The sequence below is a fragment of the Rathayibacter sp. AY2B5 genome (assembly GCF_002931645.1).
Lineage (GTDB): Bacteria > Actinomycetota > Actinomycetes > Actinomycetales > Microbacteriaceae > Rathayibacter.
This window is the reverse complement of record NZ_PSUE01000007.1, coordinates 70,863-96,130: the sequence shown is the minus strand read 5'-3', so window position 1 is coordinate 96,130 and position 25,268 is coordinate 70,863. Positions and strand designations below refer to the sequence as shown.

Below are 25,268 nucleotides of genomic sequence, written 5' to 3'. Positions count from 1 at the left end.
GGTCGTCGCCGCAGGTGCTGGACGTGTACAGCAGGTCGGTGTCCCCGGCCGAGGACGCTGCTCGGCCGGCCGTCGTGCTGATCCACGGCGGCGGGTGGTTCCGGGGGGACAAGAGCAAGGAGCGGGCGCTCGCGACGATGCTGGTCGACGCCGGCTACCTCGTGTTCGCGGCGGACTACCGCGAGGCTCCGGACTCGGTCTTCCCGGCCAGCAGGGACGACGTGCTCGCCGCGGAGCGGTGGGCGGTCGCGTCCGAGTGGGCGTTCGACCGGAGCAGGCTGGCGTTCTTCGGCGGATCGGCGGGCGGGAACCTGGTCGTGGAGGCCGCGATCGCGACCGGCCGGCCCGCCGTCAGCTGGTCGGGGATGTTCGACCTCCTCGGCATCGTCGAGGCGACCGACGACCTCCCGGCCACGCCGACGACGCAGGACCTCGACGCCATGAAGAGCGCCGACATCAACCAGACCGGCCGGAACGACGCCTTCCTGCGCTGGACGATCCTCAACGAGGTCGGGGGCGACCGCGGGCTGCTCACCGCCGCCTCCACGACGCGCCACGCCTCCCCGGACGGCGGGCCGGTGTTCCTGGCCAACTCGCTCGGCGAGTTCGTCCCCGTGAGCGACGCGCAGGCCATGCAGGCGGCGCTCTCCGCGGTCGGAGTCGCCAGCACGCTGCAGCTGATCCCGGGCACCCGTCACGCCGAGGGGTACACGGAGGCGGCCATCGGCCCCTCGCTCGCCTTCCTCCGCGACGCCCTCCCGGCGGCCCGAGCATGACGACGACGGAGTTCGCCGGAGTCGGAAACGTCTTCTACTTCGTCGACGACCTCGACGCCGCGATCGACTGGTACTCGGCGCGGCTCGGGCGCGAGCCCGTCGTCCGCGGCGAGGCGCTCGTGGCCTACGACCTGGACGGCACCCGCCTGACGCTGCACGAGCGGGACGAGCTGAACCGGCCCGGACCCGACGGCACGAGCCCGTACTGGACGGTCCCCGACGTCGACGCCGTCGTCGCCGACTGGACGGCGAACGGCGCCGTCGCCCACCGCGGTCCGAAGACGGTGTTCACGGGGGAGCGGCTGTGCCAGCTGCTGGACCCGTTCGGCAACCTCTTCTCGGTGCGGCAGGCCGTGCCCCGTGACTGAGGACGTCGCTCCGGCTCCCGCTCCCGCCGCCCCGGCGCAGACGTCCGCGCCGGCGCAGCCGTCGGCCTGGGCGCCCATGGCGATCACCGCCTTCCGCGTGCTGTGGTTCGCCCAGCTGGGCAGCAACATCGGCACCTGGATGCAGACCGTCGGAGCCCAGTGGTACCTGGTCGAGGCGGCCGCGGGCGCGGCGGTCGTCGCGCTCGTGCAGACGGCGAGCCTGGCGCCCTCGATCCTCGTCGCCCTCCCCGCGGGCGTGCTGGCCGACTCGCTCGACCGGCGGCGGCTGCTCATCTGGGGGTCGTCGGCCAGCGCGCTGCTGGCGGCCGCTCTGACGGTCGTGGCGGCGGTCGGCGCGCTGACGCCGTGGACGATCCTGGCCTTCACCTTCCTCCTCGGCATCACCTCCACCCTGACCTCGCCCGCCTGGCAGGCGATCCAGCCGGAGCTCGTGCCCCGGAACCTGATCGCGGCGTCGTCGGCCCTCGGCGGGGTGACGGTGAACGGCGCCCGCGCGGTCGGCCCGGCCCTGGCGGGAGTCGTCCTCTCGGCGTTCGGCGCTCCGGTGGTCTTCGGCATCAACGCCCTGAGCTTCATCGGCGCCGTGCTCGCCCTGCTCTGGTGGAAGCGGCCGGCGCAGACCGGCCTCGACGACCGCGAGCAGTTCGGCGCCGCGCTGAAGGGAGGGATCAGGTACGTCGCCTCCGCGCACCTCGTCCGCCGGATCCTCCTCCGCTCCGCGCTCTTCGCCCTGCCGGCCAGTGCGCTCTGGGCGCTGCTGCCGCTCACCGCGAAGCGCCTCCAGCTCGACTCCAGCGGCTACGGCTTCCTCCTCGGGGCTCTCGGTGCCGGTGCCGTGCTCGGCGTCTTCGCCCTGCCGCTCGCCCGCCGGAAGCTCTCGGACGACGTCGTCATCGGGGCGAGCGCCGTGCTGTTCGCGGCGGGGACTCTCGCGGCGGCCTTCCTGCCCCTCGTTCCGGCCCTGCTGCTGCTGGTCCTCGCGGGGCTGGCGTGGATCGGCACCCTCACCGTGCTGAACGCGGCGCTGCAGCTCACGCTGCCGCAGTGGGTGCGGTCCCGCGGAGCCTCGATCTACATCCTGGTCTTCATGGGGACCATGGCGGTCGGCTCGATCGGCTGGGGCCTGGCCGCGCAGGTGCTCGGCACCGCGCCCGCGTACGCCGCGGCGGCCGCTCTGCTCCTCCTCGTGGCGGCCAGCGTGCGGGTGCTGCCGCTGCTGCCGGGGACGGGCACCGTCGACCGCAGCATCTCGATGTCGTGGCCGACGCCCACGCTGGTGTTCGAGCCGGAGCCGACGGACGGGCCGGTGATGGTGCAGATCTCGTGGACGGTCCGCCCCGACTCCCTCGCGGACTTCCGATCGGCCATGCGGCTGCTGGAGAGCTCCCGCCGCCGGACCGGCGCCTCGCGGTGGGCGCTCTACCGGAGCGGGGAGGAGGCCGACGTGCAGCTGGAGACGTTCATGGTGCCCTCGTGGGGCGAGTTCCGGCGGCAGGAGACCCAGCGGCTCACCGGCCGCGACCGCGAGATCCGCGCGGCGGCGCTGACCCACGCCGACGGCGATCCCGTCGAGCGGCACTTCTTCCCGAGCGCGACGCCCTCCTCCTGAGAGAGGGAGCGGCGGCGAGCCGTCCCCGTGATCGTCGAGACGCCGGCCTGCGAGCGGTGTCCCGGCGGCGCGCGGACGCCTCGGCGCGTCTCGGGCGCGAGGGCCGAGGTGCGCCGCGGTCAGCCGCCGACGGTGGAGCCGAAGCCGGACTTGCCGGAGGAGCCGAAGCCGCCCGAGAGGGTCGCCTTCGAGCCGACGGTCGAGCCGGCCGGCGCACGCTGCACGACGTCGGGCTGGGTCGCTCCGCGGGCCGCGAAGCCGCCGGACGCGACGGGCGCCCAACTGGTCGCCCGCGTCGAGTTCCAGCGCGAGGACGCGAAGATCAGCGGGCCGAGCCAGAAGCCGCCGGCGTAGTGCCCGCGGTACTCGTCGGTCGCCTCGCACAGCTGCTCGGGGTCGTCGCCGACCTCCTCGCCCTGCGCCTGGAGCTGGGCGATCTGCTCCCGCACGTCGGCGAGGCAGTCCTCACGGCTCGCGTAGACGGGGCGCTCGGCGTTCTCGGGGATGACGTAGTCCTGGCCGTCGGCTCCCGTGGCGACGACGCCGTCGGTCGAGGGGCCGCCGTTCGCGAGGGCGACGGCGAGGCCGACCGCGCCGACCGCGACCGCGCCGCCGATGAGCAGGCCGCGGCGGTTCTTCGCGATGCCGCTGATGCCGACGCTCCGGGAGCGGTGGGGAGCGGTGCGGGTGGGGCCGTCGCCGCGGCCGGTGCCGCCGCTCGAGCCTCCGCTCGGCGTGCCGGAGCCCGCCGCGGGCTCGCGGCTGCCCCAGTCGTTCCCGGAGTTCGGCGTCCCGGAATCGCCGGGGGTGCGGTCGTCGTCCGTCATCGGGTCTCCTCGTCCTGCGGGCGGGCCGCGCGGGTGTCCTGCGGCCGGTCGTGCTCGGGGGCGCCGTACTCGGGCGCGGGGGTGCCGGGCGCGGGAGCGCCGTAGGCGGGGGTGGAGGCGTGCCCGGGGCGGGAGGCGGCCGACGCGGCGTCCGCGGCCCCGTCGCTCCGTCCGCCCTCGATGTAGTGGGGCACGAACTCCGCCAGGTCGCCGGTGATCAGGCCGCTCGTCTCGCGCACGTCGATGCCGGCCGGGGTCTCGCCGACGATCCAGCTGCCGATGACGACGGTCTTCCCGTCGACCCGGGCCAGTTCGGCGCGCTCCTGGTGGATGAAGCCCTCGGCGCCGTAGCTCCCGCCGTTCTCGGCGACGACCGAGCCGTCGGCGTCGAGGACCGTCACGTTCGCGCCCTCCCGGCCCAGGCGCGGCTTGCGCACCTGCGCGGGGCCGGTTAGCGGATGCACGGAGGCGGGCAGCAGGTTCGGGTGGCCGCGGAACATCTCCCACAGCACCACCAGCAGCTGCTTGTTGCTGAGCAGGAGCTTCCACGCCGGCTCGACCCAGCGGGTGCGCTCGCGCCGGTCGAGGAGGAGGCCGCCGAACTGCTCGCCGAGCATCCACTCCCACGGGTACAGCTTGAAGACGTGGCGGATCGGCTCGCCGTCGCCGTCGAGGAAGCCGGCGCCGTCGAGCTCGTAGCGGATGTCCTCGACGAAGATCAGCTTGGGGTCGAAGCCGGCCTGCGCCGCGGTCTCGGCCATGTAGGCGACGGTGTCGGCGTCCTCGACGATCAGCTCGCCGTCTCCGGAGTCGTGCAGCGACGCGAGGTGCAGCCGGGCGCCCTCGTCGAGGCTCCAGCGCTCGAGGCGGAGGTGGCGCCACTGCTCGACGAGCTGCTCGTGCAGGCTGTTGAACTGGTCGGCGTCGGGCCCCTTCGTCTCGACGAGCCACTGCCACTGGGCCGCGGCGGTCTCGACCAGCGAGGTCGGGGTGTCGGCGTTGAACTCGAGCAGCTTCACTGCGCCCGCGCCGTCGTAGGCGAGGTCGAAGCGGCCGTAGACCGTGGGGTCGTCCTCGTCCCACGAGGTGCGCACCAGCTCGTGGAAGCGGGGCGGGATGCCGAACTCGGCGAAGCGGCCCTTCCGCACCACGAGCTCGCACGCCTCCATGCAGAGGTCGAAGAGCTCCGAGGTCGTGCGCTCGAGCAGGTCGATCTCGGCGGGCTCGAAGGAGTAGGCCGCGGACTCGTTCCAGTAGGGGCGGCCGCCCTCGGAGGGGAGGTCGTAGAAGCTGAAGCCGATCTCGTCGCAGCGGGCTCGCCAGTCCGGTCGCGGAGTGAGGGTGTGTCTGCGCATGATGTCCGGCAAGTGTAGGTCGGGCGTCCGCGTGAGGGCAGGGGGTGGCGCCGTCCTCCGCGCTAGCCTCGACGGGAGCGAAAGGCCGTGCCATGACCGCACCCCTCCCGCTCGCGGGCGTCCGCGTCCTCGAGCTCGGCAACTTCATCGCGGCGCCCACGGCTGGCCGGCTGCTCGCCGACTTCGGCGCCGAGGTGATCAAGGTGGAGCGGCCCGGCACGGGGGACGAGCTGCGCCGCTGGCGGCTGCACGAGGGGTCCGAGACCTCGCTCCTCTTCCACACGATCAACCGCAACAAGCGCTCGATCGCGCTCGACCTGCGCACGGACGAGGGGCGCGACGCCGTCCGCCGCCTGGTCGCCGAGTGCGACGTGGTGCTCGAGAACTTCCGGCCCGGCACGCTCGAGCGCTGGGGGATCGGGCCGGACGTGCTCGACGAGGCCCGGCCCGGCATCGTGATCGGCCGCATCTCCGCGTTCGGGCAGACCGGCCCGCTGTCGGCCCGGCCCGGATTCGCGGCGGTCGCGGAGGCGATGGGCGGGTTCCGCGAGCTGGTCGGCGACCCGGATCGGCCGCCCGTGCGCGTCGGCGTCTCGATCGGCGACTCGATCGCCGGGCTGTACGCGGGCTACGGAGTGATGATGGCGCTGTTCCAGCGCGAGACCCGCCGCTCCGCCGGACTGGATCCGGCACCGCTGGCGGAGCGGGTCGTCGACGTCGCGCTGCACGAGGCGATGTTCTCGATGACGGAGTCGCTGATCCCCGACTACCAGGCGCACGGCATCGTCCGGGAGCGCGTCGGCGGGCGGATGGAGGGCATCGCCCCGACCAACGCCTACACCTGCGCCGACGGGGCGAGCATCGTGATCGCGGGGAACGCGGACGCGATCTTCCAGCGGCTGATGGCGGTGATCGGCCGCGCCGACCTGGGCGGGGACCCGGCGCTCGCCTCGAACGAGCAGCGCTGGGCCCGGCGCGACGAGCTGGACGCGGCGATCGGCGCGTGGACGGCGGGCCGCACCGCCGCCGAGGCGCTCGCGGTCCTCGACGACGAGGGCGTCCCCTCCGGCCCGATCTACACGGCCGCCGACATCAGCGCGAGCGAGCAGTACGCGGCGCGCGACATGATCCAGGCCTTCGACGTCGAGGACGCCGGCGGCACCCTGCGCGGCGTGGGCTTCCCGGGGATCGTGCCGGTGCTCGGCGGCCGCTCCCTCCCCATCCGCTCGCTCGCGCCCGACCTGGGCCAGGACACCGAGGAGGTGCTGGGGATGCTCCGGCGCACCGGTCCCGCTGCTCCCTCCGCCGGCGGGGCTGCTGCTGCAGCTCCGGCCGCTGCTGCTGCAGCTGCTCCCTCCGCCGCCGCTGCCGAGGAGGCCGGCCGGTGACCGCGCTCGCCTCCGCGCGCCTGCGAGACGTCACCCTCCGCGACGGCCTGCAGCTCACCGGCAAGCTCCTGACGACCGAGCGCAAGGTCGACCTCGCGCGCACGCTGCTCGCCGCGGGAGTGCCCGAGCTCGAGATCGGCTCGCTCGCGCGCGGCGACCTCGTCCCTCCGATGGCCGACACCCTCGACGTGATCGCCGCGCTCACTCCCGAGGAGCTGGAGCGGTGCTGGGTGTGGGTCGCGACTCCGCGCCACGTCGAGCGCGCGGCCGCCGCGGGGGCGCGCCGCTTCCAGTACTGCTTCTCGGCGTCCGACTCGCACAACCTCGCCAACGTCGGCAGGCCGACCGAGGCGAGCATGGCCGCGATGCCGGAGGCGGTCGCGCTCGCCGAGAGCGTCGGCGGGCGGATCCAGCTGTGCATCGCCACCTCCTTCACCTGCCCGTTCGAGGGCCCGGTCGACCCGGAGCGCGTGCTCGCGATCGCGCGCGACCCGCGAGCGGAGGGAGCGGCCGACGTGGTCGTCTGCGACACGCTCGGTCAGGCGCACGCCGGCCAGGTGGCGTCGCTCGTCTCACGCGTGGCCGCGGAGACCCCGCCCCGCGAGATCGTGTTTCACGGCCACGACACCTGGGGCTCGGGCGTCGCGAACGCGATCGCCGCCGTGCAGGCCGGGGCCGCGGTGGTCGACGGCGCGCTCGGCGGCCTCGGCGGCTGCCCCTTCGCACCGGGCGCCAGCGGCAACACGGCGACCGAGGACCTCCTGTTCGCCCTGCGCCCCGACTGGTTCACGCCCGGCGCGCTCGCGGTCCTCGTCGGCGAGTCGGAGGCGCTGCTCGCCGAGCTCGGCGAGCCCGGCCGCTCGAAGGCCGCGCAGGGCGCCCGCTCGAACGCCCCCGCCTTCCCCTGGGCGCTCTGAGCGGATCGTCCCCCGCTCGCCGGTCCGAGGCGTCGCGAACGGTCGCCTCCCGCCGCGGAGGACGACCGTTCGCGACGCCTCGACAGCGTCGTGCGGGTCAGCGCGCGAGCAGCGCGCCGAGGCGTGCGCGCTCGGCGCGGAGGACGTCGACCAGGAGGGAGCCCTCGGGCGCGGCGAGCCAGCGCTCCAGGGCGAGGTCGAAGAGGGCGGAGGCCGCGAGGGCGGCGAGGGCCGCGTCCTCCGGCGCGACTCCGGCGTCGACGAGGGCGGAGCGCATGCTCTCGGCGAGGGCGGCCGACTTCAGGAGCTCGCGCTCGCGCAGCTGCGACTCGGAGCGCACGACGGCACGGCGGGCGGCGATCGGAGCGCGCCAGGTCTGGAGGTCGCCCGAGGCGGCCGCCTCGAGGCCGTGCATCACGAGGTCCATCGGCGCGAGGCCGGCGGGGGCGCCGGCGAGCAGGCGGCCGACGATCTCGGGGAACTCGCGCTCGCGGAGGAAGAGGACGTCGCGCTTGTCGGCGAAGTGGCGGAAGAAGGTGCGGGTGGTGAGCCCGGCGCGCTCCGCGATCGCGGGGACGGTGGTGCCCGCGTAGCCGTGCTCGGCGAAGAGCTCCATCGCCGCCTGCTCGAGGCGGAGGGCGGCGTCGGGGGCCCAGCGTGACATCCGCCCAGGATAGCTGACGACACGACGTGTCATCGGGAGTAGTGTGACGACACGTCCTGCCATCACTTCCGACTGGAGCCGCCCGTGCCCGAGAACGCCGCCGCCCTGCTGACCGCCCCGCGGGCCGACCTCGTCGTCCGCCCCGCTCCGATGCCCGTCCCCGGTCCGGGGGAGGTCCTGCTGCGCAACCGCGCCCTGGCCGTGAATCCGGTCGACGAGATGAAGCAGTGGACGGGCGATCTGATGTTCCGGTGGGTGCCGTACCCGGCGGTGCTCGGGGAGGACGTGGCCGGAGTGGTCGAGGCGGTCGGCCCTGGAGTGACGCGCTTCGCCGTCGGCGACCGGGTCGTCGCGTACGCGGTCGGGATGGAGCGCGGGCGGCGGAACCGCGACGAGGGCGCCTTCCAGGAGTACACGGTCGTGCGCGAGGACCTGGCGGCGCCGATCCCCGACCGGCTGGGCTTCGAGGAGGCGGCGGTGCTGCCGCTCGTGGTCTCGACGGCGGCGACGGCGCTGTTCCAGCGGGACCACCTCGCCCTGCCGCACCCGAGCGTCCCGGTCCGGCCGACGGGCAGGACGGTCGTGGTCTGGGGCGGGACGACGAGCGTGGGGAGCAACGCGATCCAGCTCGCCGTCGCCTCCGGGCACCGCGTGGCGACGACCGCGTCGCCCCGCAACCACGATCGGATGCGCGAGCTGGGCGCCGAGATCGTGCTCGACTACCGCAGCCCCACCGTCGTCGCCGACCTGGTGGCGGCGCTCGCGGGCCACGAGGTCGCGGGGGTGCTCGCGATCGGGACGGGCTCCGGTGCCCCGTCGGTGGCGGTGGCCGCGGGCACCGGAGCGCGACGCGTCGCCCTGGCCAGCCCCTCCGTCTCGTTCGGCTCGCTCCCGCGCCGGCGCGGTGTCAGCGCCGCCTTCGTGCGGACGATGCTGCGCCTGGTCGGCGGCACCGCGGCGCTGCAGATCGCGGCCCGTCGCCGCGGCATCCGCGCCCGCTTCGTCTGGGGCGGCTCGCTGACGACGAACGAGGTGGGGCCGATGCTGTGGCGCGACCACCTGCCGGCGGCGCTCGCCGAGGGCCGTCACGTCTGCGCCCCGGCGCCCGAGGTGGTGGGTGAGGGGCTCGCCGCGCTGCAGCCCGCCCTCGACCGGCTGCACGAGGGTGTGTCGGCGGTGAAGCTGGTCGTCCGGCTCTGAGGGCGGGCCGCCGCCGCCCGCCCAGGCCGTGCCGCGGACCGGCCGCTCCGCCCGCAGCCGCTCCGCCCGAGCCGTGCCGCCGAGTGGCCGCAGCGCCGGAGCCTCGGTATCGTGGCGCGCTCCGACGCGACCCGAGGAGATCCCGTGATCCGCCGCACCGCCCCCGGAGCCGCCGCGCTCCTCCTGCTCGCCCTGACCGGCTGCTCCGCCGGGTCGTCGCCCGCGGCGTCCCCGTCCGCCACTCCGGAGCCCGTCGGCGGCCTCGGGGTCGCCGTCTCGGCGCTCTGCGAGCCCGGCTCCGATCCGCAGTGCGTCCCGGTCGGCGGGCAGGACGTCCTCGTCGATCCCGAGGACTTCACCCGCGCGGGCGTCGCCGCGGTCGAGGCCGATCCGAGCACGGGGGCCGTCGACGTCCGGTTCGACGAGGCGGGCGCCGCCCTCCTGCGCCGCGGCTCCCAGGCGGCCATCGACGAGGGGGCCGACGCCCGGCTCCTCCTCCGCGTGGGCGACCGGGTCGAGTCTGCGCTCTCCGTCATGCAGCCGATCGAGGGCGACACCGTGCAGATCGTTCCCGCGGAGGGCGACGCGCAGGGGCTGGTCGACCGGATCCTCGCCGGCTGACGCCCGCCTAGGATCGGCGCATGGCGAAGGGTTTCCGCACGGAGCGCGCGCAGGCGCTCCTCCTCGCGCAGCCCTGGGCGCTCTCGCTGGTGAGCGCCGTCTTCGTGGCGGGGATGCTCTGGCTGGCGGCGGACGCGGGCTGGGATCTCGGCGCGGTCGTCGGCGGCGGACGCCGGCACGCGCCGCTGTGGCTGGTGCTCCTGCTCGGCCTGCCGCTGTTCGGCGCCGGAGTGGTGCTCGGCGCGGTCCGGCAGGTGCGGCTCCTGCGGCGGCCGGCGGCGCCGCCCGTCCCGAGTCCGGAGGCGGAGCGGCTGCGGCGCGAGGGCCCGGGCTGGCTCAGCCGGCGCGAGGACGAGCGAGCGGCGCAGGGCGGGACCGGGAGCGCGCAGGGCGGCACCGGCGGCACACCGGACGTGATCGGCAGCGCTCCCGACGGCACGGACGACCCGCGCGACGAGGCCCGCTGACCGCGCCTCAGAGGTGCAGCATCCCCCAGTCGATGATCACGGCCAGCGCCGTGTAGGCCGCGGCCACTGCTCCGACCGCCTTGCCCGCGCGGTCGAGGTCGGCCTGCGGGTCCGGACCGGCGTCGGCGACGACCCGGAGCAGCGCTCCGACCAGCGCGATCAGCGTGATCGCCAGGATCCAGACCTTGAGCGACGCGTGCGGATCGACATGCGCGAGCGTCAGCGCGACGACCGGCACCGCCACCACGAGCACCGACGCCAGCACCAGGAGGCAGCCGCGCCGGGTGAGGCCGGTCGGCCCGAAGGAGCCGCCGCGCATCCAGGCGCGCACGCGCTGCCTCCGCGACGCGGGCGGACCGCCGGCGGAGTCCGCGTCGGTCGAGGGCCCCCAGTCCTGCGCGGTCGTCATCGCGCGGTGCCGGAGCGGTCGGGAGTCGGGCTGGGCCGCATCGGGTCCTCCAGGAGACGAGGGGGCACGTCGGACGGTGGTGCCGACCCCTCAGTCTCGGGAGCGCCTCCGGCAGCGGCAAGCGCCTCTTCCGGACATGTCCGGAAGAGGACGCTCAGGCCCGTCCCTGCAGGATCAGATTCCAGTACACCCACGGCAGGACGCGGCGGTCGGCGAGGTAGGTGAGGCGCCGCTCCTTCGCCAGGCCCGTCCAGAAGGGGACGGTCGGCTTCGGGCGGTAGCGGTCGTCGAACTCGGCGAACACCACGCTCGACCGCGAGACCACGAAGGGGCAGACGGAGTAGCCGTTGTACACGCGGGGGAGCGGGCGGCCCTTCTGCGCGGCGACGAGGTTCTTCGCGAGCGTGGTGGTCTGCTGGCGCAGTGCTCCTCCGGACTTCGAGTTGACCGTGGCCGCCGCGTCGCCGAGCGCCCACACGTCGGGGAACCGCGGGTGCCGCAGGGTCAGCGGGTCGACCTCGACGAAGCCGCCCTCGTCGCCCTCGGCGGCCAGTCCGGTGCCGGCCAGCCAGTCGGGGGCCGACTGCGGGGGCACGGCGTGCAGCACGTCGTACGACAGCGTCTCGCGCGGGCCGTCGGTCGAGCGCCGCGCGCGGTCGGGGCCGGGGAGGGCGGTCGCGCGCTCGTCGACGGCGAGGACGACCCGCCGCTCGGCCGCGTCGACCTCGACCAGCTCGCGGCCGTAGCGGACCTCGATCCCGTACTCCGCCACCTTCCGCTCGAGCTCGGAGTCGATCAGCGGCATCCCGAACAGAGTGGGGGTCGGCACGACGAGCACGACGCGGATGCGGTCGAGGACGCCGGTCGCGCGCCAGTAGTCGCAGGCGAGGTACATCGGCTTCTGGGAGGCGCCGGAGCAGGTGCCGGGGCCGCCGGGCTGCGTGAAGACGACGGTGCCGGAGCGGACCTCGCGGAGCACCTGCGACGCCTTGCGGGCGTACTCGTACTCGTAGTTGGACACTCCGAACGGCGAGTCCATCGCCTCCTGGAGCCCGGGGACCGCGGCCCAGTCCTTCTGGATCCCGGGGCAGACGACGAGCTGCCCGTAGCCGACGGTGCGGCCGGAGAGGAGAGTGACCGTGTGCGCGACCGGGTCGATCGTCTCGACGCGGTCCTGGATCCAGACGACCCCCTTCGGCGTCACCGAGCCCTGGGGCCGGGTCGCCGCGGAGGCGGGTGCGGTGCCGCCCGCGACGTGGGAGAGCATCGGCTGGTAGACGTGGGTCGACCGGGGCTCGATCACCGCGACGTCGTCCACTCCGGAGCGCCGCAGCCGTCCCGCGGTCGAGAGTCCGGCGTTGCCGCCGCCGATGATGAGGACGTCGTGGCGGGCCGCGCCGGGATCGGTCATGGCCTCACCCTAGGGGCGCGCCGGGGTGAGCGGACGGGCTTGCGCAGACCCGCGGAAGGGGGGTGCGCCCGGAGCGCCCGGGACGGTGATCCCGCACGGCCGCCCGGCTCGCGTCAGGCCGCCTCGAGCGCCTGGATCGCGGTCCTCGCGGTCGCGCAGGGGTAGGAGTCGTACCCGTCGTGGGCGTCGAAGGCGCGGCACTCGGCGCAGCGCAGCCGCACTCCGGCGCCGCCCTCGAGGACGCGCTCGGGGCGGTGCCCGTGCAGGATGACGGCGAGGCTCGCGACGAGGGGGTCGCTGCTCACCAGCGCGCTCCGCAGCGCCTCCGACCGGCGGCGGAGGTAGTCGTCCGCCACCGCGTCGATCGACTGCTCGGGAAGGTCCGGCTCGGGCCAGGAGGCGGGCCTCTCGACGGGCAGGTCGAGCTCGTCGAAGCCCATCGACCAGTCCGGGAAGCGCCGCTGCTCGTGCACGCTGGTCCAGACGGTGACCACTCCCTCGTGCCGCGGGTCGGCGAGGATCCGCGCGTAGAGCGAGCGCACGTCCGACTCCTCGCCCTCGAGCAGCTGCATCACGCGGCGGCCGCGGAAGACGAGCATCCCCGAGACTCCGTGCTCGACGTTGTTGCGGCGGCTCGTCTCGAGCAGCCGGCGGATCTCCCCCGAGCCCAGGTCGCGGTCGAGGGTGCTGACGTAGACGACGGTGAAGACGAGGGAGTCGCGCCGCGGCGAGTGCTCGACGAGGTGGAGCGTCGCGGGGGAGTGGGCGCCGGTCTCGGGATCCATCAGGGCCGCGACCTCCGGGAACTCGAGCCAGATCAGGTCCTCCGGAGCGCTCGGCTCCACGGCGGTGACCGCCGGGACCGCGTCCAGCCACTGCGTCCGCTGGCGGAGGTCGGCGGCGACGGCCTTCTCGTCGAGCCCGGGCAGGAGGCCTGCGGCGCCGGAGACGAAGAGGCTCGTCGCGGAGTTGAGCAGCAGCGTCACGACCGTCGCGTGGCCGTCGCCGCCGAGCACGGGGAGCTCGACACTGTCGGTGCGGCCGTGGGCGGCGAGCCCGGAGGCGTAGGAGACGAGTGCGTCGGCGACCGCGTCCCCCACCTGGAAGGTCGCGCCGGCGTACTGGATCTGCTTCATGGCTCCACGATGCGCCTGCGGCGGATCCGCGGGTAGGGGTACCGGTGCCGAGTGGAGCGTGCAGGGGTCGCGGCTACTCCCGCCCGAGGAGCAGGGAGCTGCGACGGGCGCCTCCGCGCCGGCCGCGAAGGCGAGCTCCGGGCGCCCGCGGTGCCGGACGGCGGCGGGATCGGCGCGGGCGTCGGCATGCGCGGCTCTCTCAGCATGCGGAGAGCGGCTCCCCATCTCCGAGCGCTCGTGCACACCCGGCCCCCTCGCGGGTGCCACCGGTACCCTGGTGCGGTGCCCCTGACCCTCCCTCCGCTGAGCCGCGCCCGCGCGCGCGCCGCCGCGGCGTACCCGACCCGGCAGCTGCTGACCAAGCGCGCCTCGGGCACGAACGGATGGCTCAGCTCGTGGGGGACGAACGCGCACGGCGAGATCGCCGGCTGCCCGCCGCCGCGCGGCTGACCCGCGACCGCCCCTCCTCCGGAGCCCGCGGCCGCGTCCCCGCGCTCACCCACCCCTCCGGACGGAACCCCTCATGCCGCACCAGCCCCTGCCCGCCGATCAGGCCCCCCACTCGATCTGGCGGGGACTCCGCCAGACCCTCCAGAAGGACACGGTCGGCGGAGCGTTCCTGCTCACCGCGACCCTCCTCGCCCTGATCGTCGCCAACAGCCCCGCGTCCGCGCTCTACAGCGCGGTCCGCGACTTCCGCTTCGGCCCCGAGGCCCTGCACCTCGAGCTGAGCGTCGGGTCGTGGGCGGCCGACGGCCTGCTCGCGATCTTCTTCTTCGTCGTCGGGCTCGAGCTCAAGGAGGAGTTCGTCGCCGGCAAGCTCCGCGACCCGAAGACGGCGCTCGTGCCGATCGTCGCGGCCGTCGGCGGCGTGGCCGTCCCCGCCCTGATCTTCACCGCGGTGAACCTGCCCCGCGGAGGAGCCGCGCTGGACGGCTGGGCGATCCCCGCCGCCACCGACATCGCCTTCGCCGTCGCGGTGATCGCCGTGGTCGGCCGCTTCCTCCCGCCGGCGCTGCGGACGTTCCTCCTCACGCTCGCCGTGGTGGACGACCTCATCGCGATCACGATCATCGCCGTCTTCTACACCGCCGGCATCGACGTGCTGATGCTCCTGCTCGCGCTGGTGCCGCTGGCGGTCTTCGCGGTCTGCGTGCAGCGCGGCGTGCGCGCCTGGTGGGTGCTGATCCCGCTCGGAGTGGCGACATGGGCGCTCGTGCACGCCTCGGGCATCCACGCCACGGTCGCGGGCGTGCTGCTCGGCTTCACCGTGCCGGTCGTCGCGACGAAGCGCGCCCGGGTGCAGGTGGGGTCGGATGCGGAGGGGCGCCCGGTCTACGACGGCCTCGCCGCGCACTTCGCCGACCGCTGGAGCGTCCTCTCGACCGCGGTCGCGGTGCCGGTCTTCGCGTTCTTCTCGGCCGGAGTGACGGTCGGCGGAGTCGCGGGCCTGGTCGACTCGTTCCAGGACTCGATCGCCGTGGGCATCATCGCGGGCCTCGTGCTCGGCAAGCCGCTCGGCATCGCCGGGAGCACCTTCCTCCTGACCCGGTTCCGCGGCATCGGCCTGGATCCGTCGCTGCGCTGGGTGGACGTGATCGGCATGGCGTTCGTGGCCGGCATCGGATTCACGGTGTCGCTGCTGGTCGGCGAGCTGTCGTTCGGCGCGGGCAGCGAGTCCGACGACCATGTGAAGGTCGGCGTCCTGGCCGGCTCGTTCCTCGCGGCGGTGATCGGAGGCGCGATCCTCTCGGTCCGCAACCGCCACTACCGCCGCCTGCAGGGCTGACTCCCGGCGGGATCTCGCGGCGCCCGCGGCCCGGGCGACTCGATCGGCACGCGCCTCCTGCTGGTCGAGCAGCCGCCGCAGGCGCCCTGTCGAGACCCGCGCGGCTCAGCCGTGCAGGCCGTGGACGACCGCGTGGCCGCGGCCGCGGGAGATGAGCAGGCGGTTCACCGGGGTCGTGACGACGAAGGCCAGGGCCAGGGCGCCGGCGAGCGAGCCCCAGAAGAGGCCGGACGAGAGGCCCGCGTCCATCGCTCCGGGGATCGCGAGCACCACCGTGTTGTCGACGACCTCCATCACGGCGATCGAGACGGTGTCGGCCGCCAGCGCGATGCCGACGGCGGCGCGCCACGTCACTCCGGAGCGGAGCACGCCCCGCAGCGTGAGCGCGTAGCCGAACACGAACGCGAGGACGATCGAGAGGGCGACCGTCGCCAGGGCGGGCAGCCCCAGGGCGGAGCCGATCACCATGCCGAGGACCTCGCCGATCGCGCAGCCGGTCAGGCAGTGCAGGGTCGCGAGGGCGGCGGCGCGCCAGGTGGTCGGGTGGTGGTGGGCGTGGTCGGTCATGGTGTCTCCTCCGGTTCGGTCCAGGGGAGTGCAACATACCCCCGGGGGGTATATTCCCGACCCGGCCGTCAGAGTCTCCTGCGGCTCCGCAGGCCTGCGAGCCGTTCGCCCGGGCGCGCTACCCTCGCCGGGTGCTCCTCCGAGCACCGCCCCTCGACACCAGGAGCCCCGATGGCCGCCCCCACCGTCCTCTTCGTCTGCATCCACAACGCCGGCCGCTCGCAGATGGCCGCCGGCTACCTCCGCGCCCTCTCCGGCGGCGCCGTCGAGGTCCGCTCCGGCGGCTCCGAGCCCGGCGACAGCATCAACCCGATCGCGATCGAGGCGATGGCGGAGGAGGGCATCGACATCTCGCAGGCCGTCCCGCAGCTGATGACCACCGAGCAGGTCCAGGCCTCCGACGTCGTGATCACGATGGGCTGCGGCGACGTCTGCCCCGTCTTCCCGGGCAAGCGCTACGAGGACTGGGACCTCGCCGACCCGAAGGGCCGACCGCTCGAGGAGGTCCGCTCGATCCGCGACGACATCAGGGCCCGCGTGCAGGCGCTCGTCGCGGAGCTGCTGCCCGCCTGAGCCGTTCGATCCCGTCCGGCCGCGTCAGCGTTCGGCGGGAGGCGGGAACGTCCGCCCGACCGGAGGCGAGCCCGCCGGGAGCGCCGCGCGCGCCCGGTGCAGGAAGACGGCGGTCATGACGACCCGGGCGCGGGCCGGCGACGAGTCGAGCGGGCCGATCAGCTCCTCGATCCGCGCGAGCCGGTCGTAGAGGGTCTGCCGGCCGATGCCGAGCGCGGCCGCCGTCGCCGTCTTGCTCCCCCACAGCGACGCGAAGGCCTCGAGGGTGGCGAGCAGCTCGCCGCGCTGGGCGCGCAGGGGCCCGAGCACCTCCTCGACGAGGTCGTCCGCCTCCGGATCGTCCTGCAGGGAGCTCGCGAACCGCTCCAGGCGGTACTGGCGCGAGTCGACGACTCCGCCTGCGGGCGCCCACTCGCGCGCGCCGCGCACCTCCGCCAGCTCCCGCGGCACCCGCTCCTGCCCGCCGAGCCCGCTGCCGACGCAGAGCAGAGCGTCCGAGTCGAGGGCGGCGCCGAGGCGCAGCAGCTCCGCGCGGCCCTCCTCCATCGCGGCGGCGGTGGCGAACGGCAGCAGCGCCAGCAGCTCGGAGCCGACCACGCAGAGCACCGGGCCGGGATCCGCTCCTGCGCCCGTCAGGAGGCGGAGCAGAGCGCGGAGCCGCCGGTCGTCGTGACCGGTGTCGGCCCGGACGCCGAGGTAGCGCTCCCGGGAGCCGGCGCCGAGGCGGCCGAGGAAGGCGTCGATCTGGAGGTCGGCCGCCGGGTCCGCGCGCTCGACAGATGCGATCGCGAAGAGCTGGGCGGTCAGCCGCTCGGTGACCGACGGCGGGCGGTGCCGGAGCACGGCGATCGCGAGGACGTCCGGCGCCCGGTCGAGCGCGACGGCGACGGCGTGGAGGTCGGCGTCGGCGTGGGCCCGCAGATGCAGGGTGCCCAGGAGGGAGTCGCCCGCGTGCAGCACGTTCGAGAACGTCCCGGCCGTCGGCTCCGTGTCGACGCCCGGCCCGGGCGAGGCGCGGGCGATCTCGTCGCCCGTGAGCGAGACGAGCGAGGCGGAGGCGCCCGTCGCGGAGGCGACGACCTGCAGGAGCTCGTCGACGCCGGCGTCCCCGGAGGCCGCGTCGGCCAGCAGACCGGACACTCTGTCCGCCAGTCGGATGCTCCGGAACTTCTGCTCGGTGAGGTGGGTGTTGATGCTCTCGCAGACCTGCACGAAGGGGACGCGCCGGGGCAGGGCGAGCACGGGGAGGCCGAGCTCGTCGGCCGCCGCGACGATCGGCGGCGGCACCGCGGGCAGGCGCGGCGAGAGCTCGAGAGCGAGGGCGCCGACTCCCGCGTCGACCAGAGACCGCACGTACTCGCGGCACTCCGCCGGGTCCTGGTCGGTCGAGAGGAGCGCGCCCTCCATCAGGAGCAGCTCGCCTCCGAGGAGGAGGGGCGCGATGTCGAGCTGCTCGCTCGTGTGGGCCCAGCGGATCACGGCGCGCTCGGCGGCCGCGTGCCCGGCGGCCACCACCGGGAGCATGGCGGCGAGGCGCGGATCCCGCATCGCGTCCGACAGCAGGTAGGCCATACAGAACGTCCTCTCGCGTCACGGCGAATTTACACGCGGACGCGCCGCCCGAAACGGGTCCGCACGAGAGTGGAGCCTCACCGGGCGCCCCGCCCTCCCCTTCATCCCCCTCCCCGAGAGGATCCGCCATGAGCACCGACACCCTGCACGGCACCGCCGACGCCGAGGACGCGCTGAGTCCCCTGCCCGACTCCCGGCGCACCGCCCGGCTCGACGGGCAGTTCTGGATCTGGGCCGGCGCCAACATCGCCCCCATCAACTGGGTGCTCGGCGCCCTCGGCGTGAACATGGGCCTCGGCCTGGCGGACACCGTCACCGTCCTCGTGCTCGGCAACGTGGTCGGGATGGCGGTGTTCGGCTTCTTCGTCCTCCTCGGCCAGCGGACGGGGGCGACCGGGATGCTCGTGGGACGGGCGATCTTCGGCCGGCGCGGCAACTACGTCCCGGCCGCCATCCAGGCCGTGGTCGTGATCGGCTGGTGCGCCATCAACACCTGGATCGTCCTCGACCTCGTCATCGCGCTCCTCGGCTCCGTCGGCGTCGTCGACCCGGAGCAGGCGAACGTCGGCTGGAAGATCGCGGTGGCGGCGGTGATCATGGCGGTGCAGGTCGCGATCTCCTTCCTCGGCTACCGCGCGATCGCCGCCTTCGAGCGCTGGACCGTCCCGCCGACCCTCCTGGTGCTGGCGATCATGTCGGTCGTCGCCTGGTTCTTCCTCGACATCGACTGGTCCTACGCCGGCCCCGCGGAGGGCGCGCTCACCGGAGGCGACCGCATCGCGGCCATGTCCATCGTGATGACCGCCATCGGCATCGGCTGGGGCCTCACCTGGCTCGCCTACGCCGGCGACTACTCCCGCTTCGTCGGGCCCCGCTCCTCGAAGCGGGGGCTCTACCTCGCCAGCGTCCTCGGCCAGTTCATCCCGGTGGTCTGGCTCGGCGTCCTCGGCGCGACCCTCGCGACGAAGAACGGATCCGTGGATCCCGGGGAGCTGATCGTCGAGAACTTCGGCGCCCTCGCGATCCCCGTGCTGCTCCTGGTGGTGCACGGCCCGATCGCGACCAACGTCCTGAACATCTACTCGTTCGGCATGGCGACCCAGGCCCTCGACATCCGGCTCGGGCGCCGCGCGCTCAGCCTCATCGTCGGCGTGCTGGCCTTCGCGGCCGCGGTGTTCTTCGTCTTCCAGGACGACCTCGCCACCACGCTCGACGCGTGGCTGGTCGGCCTCGTCGGCTGGGTCGCCCCGTGGGGTGCGATCGTGCTGGTGCACTACACGGTGTTCGAGCCGCGCGTCCGCTCCTTCGGGCACCTGTTCGCCCCGGTCGGCTCGCCGCTGCTGCCGGACGTCCGCTGGCGGGCGCTGCTCTCCTTCGCGATCGGCGCGACCCTGACCTGGCTGTTCATGAACGGCTCGGTGCCCGCCCTGCAGGGTCCGGCCGCGACCGCCCTCGGCGGCGTCGACGTCTCGTGGCTCGCGGGCGGAGTCTCGGCCGGCATCGCCTACCTCCTGCTCGGCCGGGACGCTCCCGCCTGGGTCGAGCGCCGGGAGTCGGCCGCGCCGGTCGCCGCGGAGCCCGAGCCCGTCCGCGGCTGAGCCCGAGCCCCTCCGCGGGCCGGCCCCCTCGCGAGCCGGCCCGCCCCGTCCCACCCCGCACCACGAACGGAACCGCCATGCCCCTCTTCCTCTCCGACGCCGCCGTGATCACCATGGACCCGGTCTCGGGCGCCGTCCCGATCACGGCGAGCATCCGCATCGTCGACGAGCTGATCGTCGCGATCGGCCCGGGCCTCGTCCCCGAGCCGGGCGACGAGGTGATCGACGGGCGCGACCGCCTGGTCGTCCCCGGCTTCGTCAACGCCCACACCCACTCGTGGGAGTACCTCTACAAGGGCCGCTACGACAACCTGCCGCTCGAGCTGTGGATGCTGCTGTCGTACCCGATCCTCGGGAACAGCCGCGTCGCTCCGGATCTGGTGCGGCTGCGCTCGTCGCTCTTCGCCCTCGAATCGCTGAAGGCCGGGGTCACGACCCTGGTCGACGACGTGCTCGAGAACCCTGACCAGGACGCTGAGCAGCTCGCCGCGGTCTTCGACGCGTACGACGAGATCGGAGTCCGCGCCAACATCTCGGGCCACGTGATCAGCAGGCCCTTCCACGAGACGATGCCGTTCCTCGAGGAGTACGTGCCCGCGGAGATCCTCGACCAGGCGCGGTCGGCGTCGCGCCCGACGACGGAGGGCTACCTCGCCTTCAGTCGCGAGGCGTTCGCGACCCAGCACGGGAGGGGAGGCGGGCGGCTGCGCTACATGGTCGCCCCGTCCGCTCCTCAGCGCTGCGGGCCCGAGCTGCTCGTGGGGGCGACCGAGCTGGCGCTCGAGCACGGGGCGGAGTGCCACATCCACGTCCTCGAGACGAAGACGCAGCTGGTGACCGGCGAGCTGTCCTACGGCTCGACCCTGGTCGAGTACATGGAGCGGATCGGCGCGCTCTCCCCGAACACGACCTTCGCCCACGGGATCTGGCTCACCGACTCCGACATGGAGCGGATCGCCGCCGCCGGCACGTCCGTCTCGCACAACCCGATCTCGAACCTCAAGCTCGGCTCGGGCATCGCCCCGTGGCGCGCGCTGCACGACGCGGGCGTGAACCTCGGCCTCGGCACCGACGGCTGCTCGAGCAGCGACTCTCCGCGCATGCTCGACGTCGTGAAGGCCGCGGCGCTCCTGCACAAGGTCACGGATCCGGACATCGCCACCTGGCCGACCGTGTCCGAGGTGCTCACGGCCGGCACGATCGGAGGCGCGCGCAGCGCCGTGCTCGACGACGTCACCGGCAGCATCGAGGTCGGCAAGCAGGCCGACCTCGTCGTCTACGACCTCGAGACGCTGAACTTCACCCCGCGCCAGCGGCTCGAGAACCAGCTCGTCTACTCCGAGAACGGCTCGTCGATCGACACCGTGATCGTCGCGGGCCGGGTCGTCGTCTCGAAGGGCGTCTCGACCACCGTCGACGAGGCGGCCCTCCGTGCGGATCTCGCCGCGCAGCTGGGGGAGATCGTGGCCTGGCAGGACTCGCTGGACCGGACGAACGGCGTGCTCACCGAGCCGTTCCGGCGGATGTACGAGCGGGCGATGCGGCACGACGCCCCCGTCGACCGCTTCAGCGGCCGCCGGCTGGTCTGAGGGCGGTCCGGCTCCCGGCGGACTCCCGGCTCGGCACACGGACGGGCGGGGGCGCGGCTCCAGTAGGTTGCGCACATGAGGTGGCGAGCGGGAGCGGTGGCGGTGCTCGTCCTCGCGCTCGCCGGGTGCACCGCGCCGGCCGACCCCGAGCCGACGACCGGGCCCACGACCGCCCCCGTCTCCGGGCCGGTGGTCGGCGGCTACGGCGACCTGCACGTCGCGCCCGACGGGTCGATGATGTTCTGCTACTCCGACCCCGACCCGGGATTCACGGGCGTCTGGCGCGAGTGCCAGGACGGGATCCGCACTGCGGGCGTCGACCCGGCCGCGATCGACGCGACCCTCGGGGAGACGGCGACGGCCGATCCGGGCGGGCACCGCTGGGTCGGCGCGGCGGCCGGGAAGCGCACCGCCGAGGACGGCACCGACGTCTACACCGTCTTCCTCGCGGGCACGCGCACGGACGACGCCTTCACCGTGACCGCGGTCGGCGAGGGCGCCTACCGCGTGCCGTCCGAGTACCAGGAGCTGCAGCCGGGAGTGCCGGGCGGGTTCCTGGTGCGGCTCGAGCCGATCGGCTGAGCGGGGGCGCCGGCGCAGGTGGAGGAGCCGAGCGGGGTGCAGCGGCCGGGAGGGGCGGAGCCGGCGGACTCGCGCACCCCCTCCGCCCGACCCTCACAGCGGGCGCGGCCGGTACCGCTCGATCAGCGCGTCGAACAGGCCGTTCATCCGCTCGTCGACCACGCGGCGCGACTCGTCGGCGTCGTACCACTCCACGATCTCGCGGGCGCCGTCGCGGAAGCGCACCGAGGGGGAGTAGGCCGGGACGAGGCGGCGGATCTTCGCGTTGTCGAACACCATCGAGTGCGCCTTGTCGCCGACGATCCCGGCACCGAGCTCGGGGTCGGCGGCGGCGATCGCGTCGGAGGCGACGTGCACGAGGCGCGGCTCGACTCCGGCCGCCGCGGCGAGGTCGTGGTGGATCTCGTCCCAGGTCGGCGTCTCGTCGCCGGTGATGTGGAAGGCCTCGCCGATCGCGGCGGAGGCGCCGAGGAGGCCGACCAGGCCGACGGCCACGTCGTCGGCGTGCGTGAGCGTCCAGAGCGAGGTGCCGTCGCCGAGGACGACCACCTCCTGGCCGCGGCGCATCCGGTCGACGACGGTCCAGCCTCCGTCGACGGGCAGCGCGGTGCGGTCGTAGGTGTGCGAGGGGCGGACGATCGTGACCGGGAAGCCGCTCGCGCGGTACTCGGCCACGAGCAGGTCCTCGCACGCGATCTTGTCGCGGGAGTACTGCCAGTAGGGGTTCCGGAGCGGAGTCGACTCGGTGACCGGGAGGCTGCGCGGCGGCTTCTGGTAGGCCGAGGCCGAGCTGATGAAGACGTACTGGCCCGTGCGGCCGGCGAACAGGTCGATGTCCTGCTGCACGTGCTCGGGCGTGAAGGCGACGAAGTCGATCACGGCGTCGAAGGTCTTGTCGCCGAGGGCGGCGGTGACGGAGTCGCGGTCGCGGCCGTCGGCCTGCACCTCGCGGACGCCCTCGGGCAGCGGGCGGAGCGACGTCCGCCCCCGGTTCAGCACGGTCACGTCGTGGCCGAGCCGCAGCGCCTCGCGGACGCAGGCGGCGCTGATGATGCCCGTCCCGCCGATGAACAGCACGCTGAGCGACATGGATCCTCCTCCGGCGGCGCCCGCGGCGGACGCCTCCCGATCCGATCCCCCCACATCGGGGCGCCGCACGCGAGTCCCTTGACCCGGCTACCGCTCGACGGGACGCCGGTGCTCGTCCTCCGGCTCGGGGGCGAGCAGCGCCTCCGGAGCGGCCACCGCGGTCGGCGCGTCGGGCGCCGTCCGCTGCTCGAGGGAGCGGCCCCAGGCCGTGCCCGCGAGGATCAGCGCGATGCCGAGGAAGCCGACCGGCGCGATCGGGTCGCGGGCGAGCGCGACTCCGACGACCGCGGCCCACACCGGCTCGGTGCCCAGCAGGAGGCTGACGCGGGAGGGGGAGGTGCGGCGGACCGCCCACGTCTGCACGAGGAAGCCGAAGACGGTGCAGACCAGGACGAGGTAGAGGAACAGGCCGGCGCCCACGGAGTCGAGTCCCGCGACGTACTCGGGGATCGGCACGCCGACGACGAGCGACGCGGCGCTGAACACGACGGCGCAGGTGCCGAGCTGCACCGTGGTCAGGCGGAGGGAGTCCATCGGCGCCCGCGCCGAGAGGCGGTGCATCGACGTGACGTGCACGGCCCGCACGACGGCCGCGCCGAGGATCAGCAGGTCGCCGGGGGAGAGCGGGCGGAGGGAGCCGTTGCCCGCGAGCAGCGCGACCCCGACGACCGCGACGAGGCATGCGAGCAGGAAGCGGCCCGGGAGCCGGCGCTTCGAGACGGCGGAGTCGAGGATCGGCGTGATCACGATCGTCAGGCTGATGATGAGGCCCGCGTTGGTGGCGGAGGTGCCGGCGATGCCGTAGGTCTCGAGCGCGAAGATCGTTGCGAGCAGCGCCCCGATGGTCACGCCGACCCGCCACTCCGCCGCGGTGATCCGGTGCCGCCGCGCCGCGACGATCACGGCCAGGCACAGGGCGGCGAGGGTCATCCGCGAGCCGAGCAGCGCCATCACGCTCGAGTCGGTGACGAGCTCCTTCGCCGCGAAGTAGGTGGAGCCCCAGGAGGCGGCGACCACGAGCAGGAGGAGGTCGACCCGGAAGCGGGAGAGGAGAGCGCGCACGGCTCATCGTGGCGGCACGGAGACCCGAAGGACAAGACTGCATCTTCTTCGCCGACGCGTAAGTTGGAACTCATGGAACTCGGACAGCTCAGGGCTCTGCGGGAGCTCGGCGAGCGCGGGAGCATCGCCGCCGTCGCCGCCGCGATGCGGGTGTCCCCCTCCTCCGTCTCGCAGCAGATCAGCGCGCTGCAGCGCCGCACGCCGACGGCGCTGACCTTCCGCGACGGGCGCCGGACCGCGCTGACCCCCGCCGGCCGCGCTCTCGCGGCCGCCGTGGTCGAGGTGGAGGTGGCGCTCGAGCGCGCGGCCCGGGCGGTCGCGGACTTCGAGGGTGAGCCGAGCGGCACCGTCTCGGTCGCCGCGTTCCACAGCGCGGGGCTGGCGATGTTCGGCCCGCTGCTGGAGGCGCTGCGCGCACCGGGTCGGCCGGGCGTCGCGCTCGCCGACTTCGACGTGGCGCAGAGCGCCTTCGCCGGGCTGACCGCGGATCACGACCTGGTCGTCGCGCACCGGCTCGCCGGCAGCGCCGAGTGGCCCGGGACCGTGCGCTCCACGCCCCTCCTCTTCGAGCCGCTCGACCTCGCGCTGCGGCGCGACCATCCGCTCGCCGCGAAGGACGTCGTCCGTCCCGCCGACCTCCGCGACGAGGAGTGGGTCGCGGTGCACGAGGGCTTCCCCCTGGAGCGGGCGATCGACGCCATCGCGGTCCTCGCGGGCGGCGACGCGCGCATCCCGCACCGGATCAACGACTTCCTGGTCGCGGCGGCGGTCGTGTCGGCGGGCGACGGCGTGGCGCTGCTGCCGCGGTACACGACCGACCTGCGGCGCACGCCGGAGGTGGTGCTGCGGCCGCTCGGGATCCCGGGGCTCGGCCGCCACATCGACTGCCTCGCCCGGCCCGAGACGCTGGAGCGCTCGGCCGTGCGGGTCGTGCTCGAGCAGCTGACCGGGATCGCCGCGGGGCTCGCCGCCGCGCCGTAGCATCGTGCCGTGCACCGCCTGATCGAGACCACGGCCGGAGACCCGGCAGCCACGGACCTCTTCGCCCTGCAGGAGGCCGACCTCCTCGCCCGCTACGGCGGCGACGACACCGGTCCGCGTCCGCCCGCCGACGCTCCGACCCTGCTGCTCGAGGTCGACGGCGGGCTCGTCGGCTGCGTGGCGCTCGCGGTCGAGGACGGCATCGGCGAGATCAAGCGGATGTTCGTGGTGAGCGCCGCGCGGGGCCGCGGGCTCAGCCGCGTGCTGCTCGCCGGCGTCGAGCGGCTGGCGGCCCGCGAGGGCGTGGAGCTGCTCCGACTGGTCACCGGCACGGAGCAGCCGGAGGCGATGGCGCTCTACGCGAGCGCCGGCTACGACCCGATCGCGGGCTACGGCTACTGGGGCGACGAGCCGAGCGCTGCTACGCGAAGCGGCTCGACCGCGAGGCGCTGCTCGCCGACGCGGGCTGACGCCGGGCTGACGCCGGGCTGATGCCGGGCTGGCCGTTCGGCCGTCGGGGCGTGACGCCGGGTTGACGCCGGGCTGCCCGTTCGGCCGTCGCGGGCCGGCGCCGGACTGACGTCGGGTGCTGCGCTCGCCCGTCGCGGGCTCTCCGGGCCGCTCGGTCCAGGGTGCTCGCGAGTCGGGCCGCCCGCTCGGAGGGTCCGTATCGGCGAGTCCGACGGGGCATCTGCGA

The 25,268-nt window shown here is 74.5% G+C and carries 26 protein-coding genes; 16 read left to right on the top strand and 10 right to left on the bottom strand.

Annotated elements, in window-relative coordinates; translation table 11 throughout:
* Positions 1 to 38 precede the first annotated feature (38 nt).
* The 3 genes from C5C30_RS07180 to C5C30_RS07170 are packed head-to-tail and all read left to right on the top strand — an operon-like array spanning position 39 to position 2,774.
* Positions 39 to 776, top strand: coding sequence for an alpha/beta hydrolase (locus C5C30_RS07180; RefSeq protein WP_181131489.1), 738 nt, complete (start codon positions 39 to 41; stop codon positions 774 to 776).
* Complete coding sequence (locus tag C5C30_RS07175) at positions 773 to 1,144, top strand: VOC family protein (protein WP_104222402.1); 372 nt, start codon at positions 773 to 775, stop codon at positions 1,142 to 1,144. The genes C5C30_RS07180 and C5C30_RS07175 overlap by 4 nt, the downstream gene beginning before the upstream one ends.
* Positions 1,137 to 2,774: an MFS transporter gene (locus C5C30_RS07170; protein WP_244229506.1), complete on the top strand. Its 1,638-nt coding sequence runs from the start codon at positions 1,137 to 1,139 to the stop codon at positions 2,772 to 2,774. The genes C5C30_RS07175 and C5C30_RS07170 overlap by 8 nt, the downstream gene beginning before the upstream one ends.
* A 119-nt stretch (positions 2,775 to 2,893) precedes the next feature.
* Here the strand turns inward: C5C30_RS07170 and C5C30_RS07165 are convergent, their stop codons facing one another.
* Positions 2,894 to 3,601 carry a hypothetical protein gene (locus C5C30_RS07165; protein WP_104273952.1) on the bottom strand — a complete coding sequence of 236 codons (708 nt, stop codon included), beginning with the start codon at positions 3,599 to 3,601 and terminating at the stop codon, positions 2,894 to 2,896.
* The gene (locus C5C30_RS07160; protein WP_104333435.1) at positions 3,598 to 4,956 is read right to left on the bottom strand and encodes a glutathionylspermidine synthase family protein; all 1,359 of its coding nucleotides are present in this window, start codon (positions 4,954 to 4,956) and stop codon (positions 3,598 to 3,600) included. Before C5C30_RS07160 ends, C5C30_RS07165 begins: the two co-directional genes overlap by 4 nt.
* Positions 4,957 to 5,048: 92 nt before the next feature.
* Here C5C30_RS07160 and C5C30_RS07155 point away from each other — a divergent pair, with 92 nt between their 5' ends.
* Positions 5,049 to 6,344 (top strand): CaiB/BaiF CoA-transferase family protein, encoded by a 1,296-nt coding sequence (locus C5C30_RS07155; RefSeq protein ID WP_104333434.1) that lies wholly within the window; start codon positions 5,049 to 5,051, stop codon positions 6,342 to 6,344.
* Positions 6,341 to 7,261, top strand: a complete 921-nt coding sequence (locus tag C5C30_RS07150) for a hydroxymethylglutaryl-CoA lyase (protein ID WP_181127430.1) — start codon at positions 6,341 to 6,343, stop codon at positions 7,259 to 7,261. Before C5C30_RS07155 ends, C5C30_RS07150 begins: the two co-directional genes overlap by 4 nt.
* 97 nt (positions 7,262 to 7,358) lie before the next feature.
* On the opposite strand, the gene C5C30_RS07145 is transcribed toward C5C30_RS07150, so the two are convergent.
* A complete protein-coding gene (locus C5C30_RS07145; protein WP_181131487.1) occupies positions 7,359 to 7,925 on the bottom strand; it encodes a TetR/AcrR family transcriptional regulator in 567 nt (188 codons plus the stop codon).
* Between the two features lie 84 nt (positions 7,926 to 8,009).
* Between C5C30_RS07145 and C5C30_RS07140 the strand changes: the two genes are divergently transcribed.
* The 3 genes from C5C30_RS07140 (at position 8,010) to C5C30_RS07130 (ending at position 10,213) form a co-directional block, all read left to right on the top strand.
* Positions 8,010 to 9,125 carry a zinc-binding alcohol dehydrogenase family protein gene (locus C5C30_RS07140; RefSeq protein ID WP_104333432.1) on the top strand — a complete coding sequence of 372 codons (1,116 nt, stop codon included), beginning with the start codon at positions 8,010 to 8,012 and terminating at the stop codon, positions 9,123 to 9,125.
* Positions 9,126 to 9,269: 144 nt separating this feature from the next.
* Positions 9,270 to 9,746: a hypothetical protein gene (locus C5C30_RS07135; protein WP_104261081.1), complete on the top strand. Its 477-nt coding sequence runs from the start codon at positions 9,270 to 9,272 to the stop codon at positions 9,744 to 9,746.
* A gap of 20 nt (positions 9,747 to 9,766) precedes the next feature.
* On the top strand, positions 9,767 to 10,213 hold the full coding sequence (locus C5C30_RS07130) for a hypothetical protein (protein ID WP_104255608.1): 447 nt from the start codon (positions 9,767 to 9,769) through the stop codon (positions 10,211 to 10,213).
* Positions 10,214 to 10,220: 7 nt separating this feature from the next.
* Here C5C30_RS07130 and C5C30_RS07125 read toward each other — a convergent pair whose 3' ends face one another.
* From C5C30_RS07125 to C5C30_RS07115, 3 genes are all read right to left on the bottom strand, one after another.
* A complete protein-coding gene (locus C5C30_RS07125) occupies positions 10,221 to 10,622 on the bottom strand; it encodes a hypothetical protein (protein WP_104226999.1) in 402 nt (133 codons plus the stop codon).
* A gap of 154 nt (positions 10,623 to 10,776) precedes the next feature.
* On the bottom strand, positions 10,777 to 12,033 hold the full coding sequence (locus C5C30_RS07120) for an NAD(P)/FAD-dependent oxidoreductase (protein WP_104234352.1): 1,257 nt from the start codon (positions 12,031 to 12,033) through the stop codon (positions 10,777 to 10,779).
* Between the two features lie 113 nt (positions 12,034 to 12,146).
* A complete protein-coding gene (locus tag C5C30_RS07115) occupies positions 12,147 to 13,169 on the bottom strand; it encodes a BLUF domain-containing protein (protein ID WP_104257740.1) in 1,023 nt (340 codons plus the stop codon).
* A 282-nt stretch (positions 13,170 to 13,451) separates the two neighbouring features.
* Here C5C30_RS07115 and C5C30_RS17625 point away from each other — a divergent pair, with 282 nt between their 5' ends.
* Together C5C30_RS17625 and nhaA are read left to right on the top strand one after the other, a co-directional pair.
* Entirely contained in the window at positions 13,452 to 13,619 is a 168-nt protein-coding gene (locus C5C30_RS17625; protein ID WP_181027217.1) for a hypothetical protein, read from the top strand.
* A 73-nt stretch (positions 13,620 to 13,692) separates the two neighbouring features.
* The gene (gene nhaA, locus C5C30_RS07110; protein WP_104250015.1) at positions 13,693 to 14,958 is read left to right on the top strand and encodes a Na+/H+ antiporter NhaA; all 1,266 of its coding nucleotides are present in this window, start codon (positions 13,693 to 13,695) and stop codon (positions 14,956 to 14,958) included.
* A 105-nt stretch (positions 14,959 to 15,063) separates the two neighbouring features.
* Here nhaA and C5C30_RS07105 read toward each other — a convergent pair whose 3' ends face one another.
* Positions 15,064 to 15,525 carry a DUF4396 domain-containing protein gene (locus C5C30_RS07105; protein ID WP_104234357.1) on the bottom strand — a complete coding sequence of 154 codons (462 nt, stop codon included), beginning with the start codon at positions 15,523 to 15,525 and terminating at the stop codon, positions 15,064 to 15,066.
* A gap of 171 nt (positions 15,526 to 15,696) precedes the next feature.
* Between C5C30_RS07105 and C5C30_RS07100 the strand changes: the two genes are divergently transcribed.
* Positions 15,697 to 16,098 (top strand): arsenate reductase ArsC, encoded by a 402-nt coding sequence (locus C5C30_RS07100; RefSeq protein WP_104222419.1) that lies wholly within the window; start codon positions 15,697 to 15,699, stop codon positions 16,096 to 16,098.
* Positions 16,099 to 16,122: 24 nt separating this feature from the next.
* Here the strand turns inward: C5C30_RS07100 and C5C30_RS07095 are convergent, their stop codons facing one another.
* Entirely contained in the window at positions 16,123 to 17,670 is a 1,548-nt protein-coding gene (locus C5C30_RS07095; protein WP_104273778.1) for a PucR family transcriptional regulator, read from the bottom strand.
* A gap of 128 nt (positions 17,671 to 17,798) precedes the next feature.
* Between C5C30_RS07095 and C5C30_RS07090 the strand changes: the two genes are divergently transcribed.
* From C5C30_RS07090 to C5C30_RS07080, 3 genes are all read left to right on the top strand, one after another.
* Positions 17,799 to 19,268 (top strand): cytosine permease, encoded by a 1,470-nt coding sequence (locus tag C5C30_RS07090; protein WP_104234359.1) that lies wholly within the window; start codon positions 17,799 to 17,801, stop codon positions 19,266 to 19,268.
* Between the two features lie 77 nt (positions 19,269 to 19,345).
* Positions 19,346 to 20,857 carry an amidohydrolase family protein gene (locus C5C30_RS07085; RefSeq protein ID WP_104269297.1) on the top strand — a complete coding sequence of 504 codons (1,512 nt, stop codon included), beginning with the start codon at positions 19,346 to 19,348 and terminating at the stop codon, positions 20,855 to 20,857.
* A 75-nt stretch (positions 20,858 to 20,932) separates the two neighbouring features.
* Positions 20,933 to 21,439, top strand: coding sequence for a hypothetical protein (locus C5C30_RS07080; RefSeq protein WP_146081494.1), 507 nt, complete (start codon positions 20,933 to 20,935; stop codon positions 21,437 to 21,439).
* Between the two features lie 93 nt (positions 21,440 to 21,532).
* Here the strand turns inward: C5C30_RS07080 and C5C30_RS07075 are convergent, their stop codons facing one another.
* Both C5C30_RS07075 and C5C30_RS07070 read right to left on the bottom strand, forming a co-directional pair.
* Positions 21,533 to 22,528, bottom strand: coding sequence for an SDR family oxidoreductase (locus C5C30_RS07075; protein ID WP_104333430.1), 996 nt, complete (start codon positions 22,526 to 22,528; stop codon positions 21,533 to 21,535).
* An 87-nt stretch (positions 22,529 to 22,615) separates the two neighbouring features.
* Positions 22,616 to 23,590 carry a DMT family transporter gene (locus C5C30_RS07070; RefSeq protein ID WP_219827783.1) on the bottom strand — a complete coding sequence of 325 codons (975 nt, stop codon included), beginning with the start codon at positions 23,588 to 23,590 and terminating at the stop codon, positions 22,616 to 22,618.
* Positions 23,591 to 23,662: 72 nt separating this feature from the next.
* Between C5C30_RS07070 and C5C30_RS07065 the strand changes: the two genes are divergently transcribed.
* On the top strand, positions 23,663 to 24,571 hold the full coding sequence (locus C5C30_RS07065; RefSeq protein ID WP_104226987.1) for a LysR family transcriptional regulator: 909 nt from the start codon (positions 23,663 to 23,665) through the stop codon (positions 24,569 to 24,571).
* A gap of 9 nt (positions 24,572 to 24,580) precedes the next feature.
* Positions 24,581 to 25,063: a GNAT family N-acetyltransferase gene (locus tag C5C30_RS07060; RefSeq protein ID WP_104333429.1), complete on the top strand. Its 483-nt coding sequence runs from the start codon at positions 24,581 to 24,583 to the stop codon at positions 25,061 to 25,063.
* The last annotated feature ends 205 nt before the right edge of the window (positions 25,064 to 25,268 follow it).

What these genes read in the sequence shown, in the direction of transcription:
- C5C30_RS07175 (WP_104222402.1), top strand. Translation starts at nt 773, where the DNA reads ATGACGACGACGGAGTTCGCCGGAGTCGGAAACGTCTTCTACTTCGTC.
- C5C30_RS07165 (WP_104273952.1), bottom strand. Translation starts at nt 3,601, where the DNA reads ATGACGGACGACGACCGCACCCCCGGCGATTCCGGGACGCCGAACTCC.
- C5C30_RS07160 (WP_104333435.1), bottom strand. Translation starts at nt 4,956, where the DNA reads ATGCGCAGACACACCCTCACTCCGCGACCGGACTGGCGAGCCCGCTGC.
- C5C30_RS07155 (WP_104333434.1), top strand. Translation starts at nt 5,049, where the DNA reads ATGACCGCACCCCTCCCGCTCGCGGGCGTCCGCGTCCTCGAGCTCGGC.
- C5C30_RS07145 (WP_181131487.1), bottom strand. Translation starts at nt 7,925, where the DNA reads ATGTCACGCTGGGCCCCCGACGCCGCCCTCCGCCTCGAGCAGGCGGCG.
- C5C30_RS07130 (WP_104255608.1), top strand. Translation starts at nt 9,767, where the DNA reads ATGGCGAAGGGTTTCCGCACGGAGCGCGCGCAGGCGCTCCTCCTCGCG.
- C5C30_RS07125 (WP_104226999.1), bottom strand. Translation starts at nt 10,622, where the DNA reads ATGACGACCGCGCAGGACTGGGGGCCCTCGACCGACGCGGACTCCGCC.
- C5C30_RS07120 (WP_104234352.1), bottom strand. Translation starts at nt 12,033, where the DNA reads ATGACCGATCCCGGCGCGGCCCGCCACGACGTCCTCATCATCGGCGGC.
- C5C30_RS07115 (WP_104257740.1), bottom strand. Translation starts at nt 13,169, where the DNA reads ATGAAGCAGATCCAGTACGCCGGCGCGACCTTCCAGGTGGGGGACGCG.
- nhaA (WP_104250015.1), top strand. Translation starts at nt 13,693, where the DNA reads ATGCCGCACCAGCCCCTGCCCGCCGATCAGGCCCCCCACTCGATCTGG.
- C5C30_RS07105 (WP_104234357.1), bottom strand. Translation starts at nt 15,525, where the DNA reads ATGACCGACCACGCCCACCACCACCCGACCACCTGGCGCGCCGCCGCC.
- C5C30_RS07100 (WP_104222419.1), top strand. Translation starts at nt 15,697, where the DNA reads ATGGCCGCCCCCACCGTCCTCTTCGTCTGCATCCACAACGCCGGCCGC.
- C5C30_RS07095 (WP_104273778.1), bottom strand. Translation starts at nt 17,670, where the DNA reads ATGGCCTACCTGCTGTCGGACGCGATGCGGGATCCGCGCCTCGCCGCC.
- C5C30_RS07090 (WP_104234359.1), top strand. Translation starts at nt 17,799, where the DNA reads ATGAGCACCGACACCCTGCACGGCACCGCCGACGCCGAGGACGCGCTG.
- C5C30_RS07085 (WP_104269297.1), top strand. Translation starts at nt 19,346, where the DNA reads ATGCCCCTCTTCCTCTCCGACGCCGCCGTGATCACCATGGACCCGGTC.
- C5C30_RS07080 (WP_146081494.1), top strand. Translation starts at nt 20,933, where the DNA reads ATGAGGTGGCGAGCGGGAGCGGTGGCGGTGCTCGTCCTCGCGCTCGCC.
- C5C30_RS07075 (WP_104333430.1), bottom strand. Translation starts at nt 22,528, where the DNA reads ATGTCGCTCAGCGTGCTGTTCATCGGCGGGACGGGCATCATCAGCGCC.
- C5C30_RS07065 (WP_104226987.1), top strand. Translation starts at nt 23,663, where the DNA reads ATGGAACTCGGACAGCTCAGGGCTCTGCGGGAGCTCGGCGAGCGCGGG.